This window comes from Yoonia sp. (assembly GCF_042093035.1).
GTDB lineage: Bacteria > Pseudomonadota > Alphaproteobacteria > Rhodobacterales > Rhodobacteraceae > Yoonia.
Window position 1 is genome coordinate 1 of sequence record NZ_JBELFI010000168.1, and the last position, 3,954, is coordinate 3,954.

A 3,954-nucleotide genomic window follows, 5' to 3' on the forward strand; every position below is an offset into this window, starting at 1 on the left:
GCTCTGGGGATGGCGGCGCGTGCTTCTGCGGGTATTTGGCGCCCAGATCGGCCAGCAAGTGCATGTCTATCCAACGGTGCGGATTTCGATGCCGTGGAACCTATGGATCGAAGATGGGGCCGCTTTGGGGGATCATGCGATCCTTTATGCATTGGGATCGATTACCGTCGGCGCGCGCGCGACGGTGTCTCAATATGCGCATCTTTGCGCGGGCAGTCATGATCTGCGTCGCGCAGATCGGGCCTTGATAAAAGCCCCGATTGTGATCGGAGATGACGCCTGGATTTGCGCGGATGCCTTCGTCGGTCCAGGTGTGAAAATCGGGGCAGGCGCGGTCCTGGGTGCCCGCGCCGTTGCCATGCGTGATCTGGCAACAGGCGGCACCGGCGTCGGAAATCCCATGCGAGAGGTAGAACGCAAATGACAAAGCTGACAGTGATTATTCTTGCCAAAGACGAGGCCCTGCACATCGCGCGCGCAATCGCGTCCGTGCGGGATATCGCCACAGATATTCTGGTCGTCGACAGCGGGTCTTTGGACGCAACTGTCGCGATCGCACGTGCGGCAGGTGCGCGGATATTGCACCACGCCTGGGTGAATTACGCCGACCAGTTCAATTGGGCGCTCAAGCAGATCCAAGGGCAGGGCGGTTGGGTCATGCGCCTTGACGCAGATGAGATCGTCACCCCTGCGCTACGTGCCGAGATCAAGGCCGGACTGCCGGATGCAGCCGGGGTCACCATCGGTCGCAGTATGTGCTTTCAGGGCGCCCCGATCCGTCACGGCGGCCTGTTCCCGATCAAAGTGCTTCGGCTTTTCCGCAATGGCAAGGGCCTGTGCGAAAACCGCTGGATGGACGAACACATCATCGTACGCGGTCCCATTGCCGCGCTGTCAGGCCAGATTGTCGACGACAATCGCAAAAGCCTCGACTGGTGGACGGCCAAGCACAATAGCTACGCCAGCCGCGAGGTGATTGACATTCTCAATCAAGACTTTCGGTTCCTGCCCCAAGACAGTTTGCGCGCCGATGCGACAGGCCGTCAGGCGGCCATCAAACGCTGGGTGAAAACACAAGCCTATGCCCGATTGCCGTTGGGGACGCGGGCCGGGGTTTACTTCCTTTACCGCTATTTTCTGCGCGCAGGGTGGCTTGATGCTCCGCGTGCACGCAAATTTCATGTTCTTCAGGGGTTTTGGTATCGCTATCTTGTCGACAGCAAACTGGCAGAGGTGCGCAGCTACATGGCTGAACATGATTGCGCGCCGATTGAAGCGATTGAGACCGTACTTGGCATTCAGGTGGGCCGCCCTTCGACAACATCACAGGAGGTTGCCGCATGAAGATCTCAGTCGTCACCGCCGTTAGGAATGGGCAGAAAACACTGCCCGATATGCTGGAAAGTCTAAAGGGTCAAATACACAAAGACATTGAACACGTCGTGCAAGATGGTGGGTCCACGGACGGCACGCTCGACGTGTTGCGACAGGTGGGTTTGCCGGATACGCAGATGCAAACCTGCGCTGATACAGGGATTTATGACGCGATCAACAAAGGCATCAGCCGTGCCAGCGGCGACATCATCGGGCTTTTGCATTCGGATGACAGGTTGGCAGCGCCTGACATCTTGGCCACCGTTGCGGCAGCGTTTGAGGATGATACCGTCGAAGGGGTCTATGGGGATCTGCAATATGTTGCGCGCGATGATCCGCAACGCGTGATCCGCCATTGGAAAGCGGGCCCCTATTCGCGCGCAAATTTACAGCGTGGATGGATGCCGCCACATCCGACGCTGTACCTTCGGCGCGCCGTCTTTGAACGGGTGGGTCTCTACGATACCAGCTTCAGCATTTCGGGTGACTATGACGGGATGCTGCGGTTCCTGACGGCGGGTCATGTGCGTCTGGCCTATCTGCCAATTGTGATGGTCCAGATGAAGATGGGCGGCATCAGCAATCGCAGTTTTGCCCATCTGATCCGCAAAAGCCGCGAGGATTATCGCGCGATCAGACGGAACAACATTGGCGGGATCACGACGCTGGTCGCCAAGAACGTCTCGAAACTGGGCCAGTTTCGCGCGGGTCAGGTGTAGAAATACTTGGTCAGTTGGTAGAATATGGGGGCTGCAAAAATCACGCTGTCGAGCTGGTCGACAAAGCCACCTTGTCCGGGGATCAGATGTGACCAGTCCTTGACGCCGCGGTCGCGCTTGATGGCTGCCACAACGATATTGCCGAACATACCGACAAGTGACGCGACACCTGCCATCAAAGCCGCCCCGATCACACCAAACGGGGTGATCCAACTCAGCAGTGCGCCGATGACCATCGCACTCAGGACGCCACACAACAGGCCTTCCCATGTTTTTGGCGATAACCCCGGTGCGATTTTTGTACGCCCGATCCGGCGGCCAAAGAAGAAATCCAGAAGGTCGCCGAATTGGACAACCATCACGAGGAAGGCAATCAACAAAAGTGACCTATCCCCGTAGCCCGGAATTTCCAGCGCCATCAAGGCAGGGACGTGACTGACGCAGAAAACCGCGATCATCAGCGCCCACTGGGTCTCGGCCACACGGACGAGGAAGCGCTGTGGATTGCCGCGCAGCGCAGATACCATCGGCAAAAGCAGGAAGGCGTAAACGGGGATGAAAACGGTAAATAATCCGGTCCATCCAAAGCCTACAAAGACATATTGCAGCGGCAAAACCGCGAAAAATGCCAGCGCCAATGACAAGTGATCGGCCTGCGCCTTCGTGGTCAGTGTCAGGATTTCGCGCAGCGCGGCAAATGACGCGAATGCAAACAAGGTCATGATCCCAGGTTTGCCCAACAGCAGCGCCACGCCGATAAAGGCAACCATCCCCCACCAGCTTTGTACGCGGGTCATATAGGTATCGAGCATCGGGTTCGGTTCATGCACAGGCTGGCGCGCGCGCAGGACTTCGCCCAAGACGGTCAGCGCGATCAGGATGCCAAAGCTACCAAAGGCGAGAAGCAGGATATCGGCGGTTGTATTGCTCATGCGTGCATCTGCGGACGTTGCGCCAAGAGTGCATCGGATGCGCGCCGCAGGAAGTCGTCTTTGCTTTCCCCTTCGCGCACATGGATAGGCTCTCCGAATGTGACGGTGCAGATCAGGGGCAGGGGGATGATTTCGCCTTTCGGCATAATTTCTGTCAGATTGGCGACCCAGGTCGGGATCAAATCCACCTCAGGGCGGGCGCATCCCATGTTGTAGAGCCCTGCCTTGAACGGCAACAAAGGGTCGTCTGTCATGTTGCGATTGCCTTCGGGAAAGATAATCAGCGATGATCCGTCTTCGAGGGCGGAGATGATCTTATCCATCGGCTTGTCTTTGACCTCTGGCCTGCGATCGACAAGCACGCAATTGAAAACTTCAGGCCCGACAAAAGCGCGCAGTTTATTCTTGAGCCAGTAATCAGCCGCGGCAACCGGGCGCACCGTGCGGCGTAATGCGGGCGGCAGGACTGACCAGATCATCGGCATATCGGCGTTGCTGGTATGATTGGCAAAGTACACACGCTGGCGCGGGACCGGTTCGATCCCTTTCCAATCAGCGCGCACTGCGGTGATGGCGCGGGCAAAAATCCGGATCGATTGGCCAACGATACGGGCCGCAAATTGGCGAAGAAACTTCATGCGCCCGACTGTGGCAAAGGTGGTTGCCTTTGAAAAGAAAAAAGGCCCGTTAAGCCTTCACCGGCGCACCACCTGCAAAGCTGTTGATGCTGTGATAGCCAATCGGGTCTTCCTGCATTTGCAGATGCAGGCCATCGCCTGTGTAAGGATGCGCTCGCGCCAGATCTTCGTCAAACGCGATCCCTAGCCCCGGTGCCGTCGGCACAGGGATATATCCGTCCTCAACTGTGATGCTGCCCCCAATCAGATCGTTGTGAAATTTCGTTTCGATCGTTTCTGCCATCAGAATAT

At 57.3% G+C, this 3,954-nt stretch carries 5 protein-coding genes and 1 pseudogene; 3 read left to right on the plus strand and 3 right to left on the minus strand.

Annotation, left to right across the window (positions count from 1 at the left end):
- The 3 genes from ACFDSS_RS13925 to ACFDSS_RS13935 form a co-directional block, all read left to right on the plus strand.
- On the plus strand, positions 1–424 hold a 424-nt coding region (locus ACFDSS_RS13925; protein WP_375256323.1), incomplete at its 5' end, for an acetyltransferase.
- Positions 421–1,344: a glycosyltransferase family 2 protein gene (locus tag ACFDSS_RS13930; RefSeq protein WP_375256324.1), complete on the plus strand. Its 924-nt coding sequence runs from the start codon at positions 421–423 to the stop codon at positions 1,342–1,344. The genes ACFDSS_RS13925 and ACFDSS_RS13930, both read left to right, overlap by 4 nt.
- A complete protein-coding gene (locus ACFDSS_RS13935; RefSeq protein WP_375256325.1) occupies positions 1,341–2,093 on the plus strand; it encodes a glycosyltransferase family 2 protein in 753 nt (250 codons plus the stop codon). The genes ACFDSS_RS13930 and ACFDSS_RS13935 overlap by 4 nt, the downstream gene beginning before the upstream one ends.
- Here ACFDSS_RS13935 and ACFDSS_RS13940 read toward each other — a convergent pair.
- The 3 genes and pseudogenes from ACFDSS_RS13940 to ACFDSS_RS13950 form a co-directional block, all read right to left on the minus strand.
- Positions 2,084–3,025, minus strand: a complete 942-nt coding sequence (locus tag ACFDSS_RS13940; RefSeq protein ID WP_375256326.1) for a phosphatidate cytidylyltransferase — start codon at positions 3,023–3,025, stop codon at positions 2,084–2,086. The two genes, ACFDSS_RS13935 and ACFDSS_RS13940, sit on opposite strands and share 10 nt — an antisense overlap.
- The gene (locus tag ACFDSS_RS13945; RefSeq protein WP_375256327.1) at positions 3,022–3,663 is read right to left on the minus strand and encodes a lysophospholipid acyltransferase family protein; all 642 of its coding nucleotides are present in this window, start codon (positions 3,661–3,663) and stop codon (positions 3,022–3,024) included. The genes ACFDSS_RS13940 and ACFDSS_RS13945 overlap by 4 nt, the downstream gene beginning before the upstream one ends.
- A 49-nt stretch (positions 3,664–3,712) precedes the next feature.
- Positions 3,713–3,954 (minus strand): annotated as a pseudogene (locus tag ACFDSS_RS13950) (mandelate racemase/muconate lactonizing enzyme family protein); the annotation flags it as partial.

Coding starts and splice junctions, on each gene's coding strand:
- ACFDSS_RS13935 (WP_375256325.1), top strand. CDS start 1,341: ATGAAGATCTCAGTCGTCACCGCCGTTAGGAATGGGCAGAAAACACTG.
- ACFDSS_RS13930 (WP_375256324.1), top strand. CDS start 421: ATGACAAAGCTGACAGTGATTATTCTTGCCAAAGACGAGGCCCTGCAC.
- ACFDSS_RS13945 (WP_375256327.1), bottom strand. CDS start 3,663: ATGAAGTTTCTTCGCCAATTTGCGGCCCGTATCGTTGGCCAATCGATC.
- ACFDSS_RS13940 (WP_375256326.1), bottom strand. CDS start 3,025: ATGAGCAATACAACCGCCGATATCCTGCTTCTCGCCTTTGGTAGCTTT.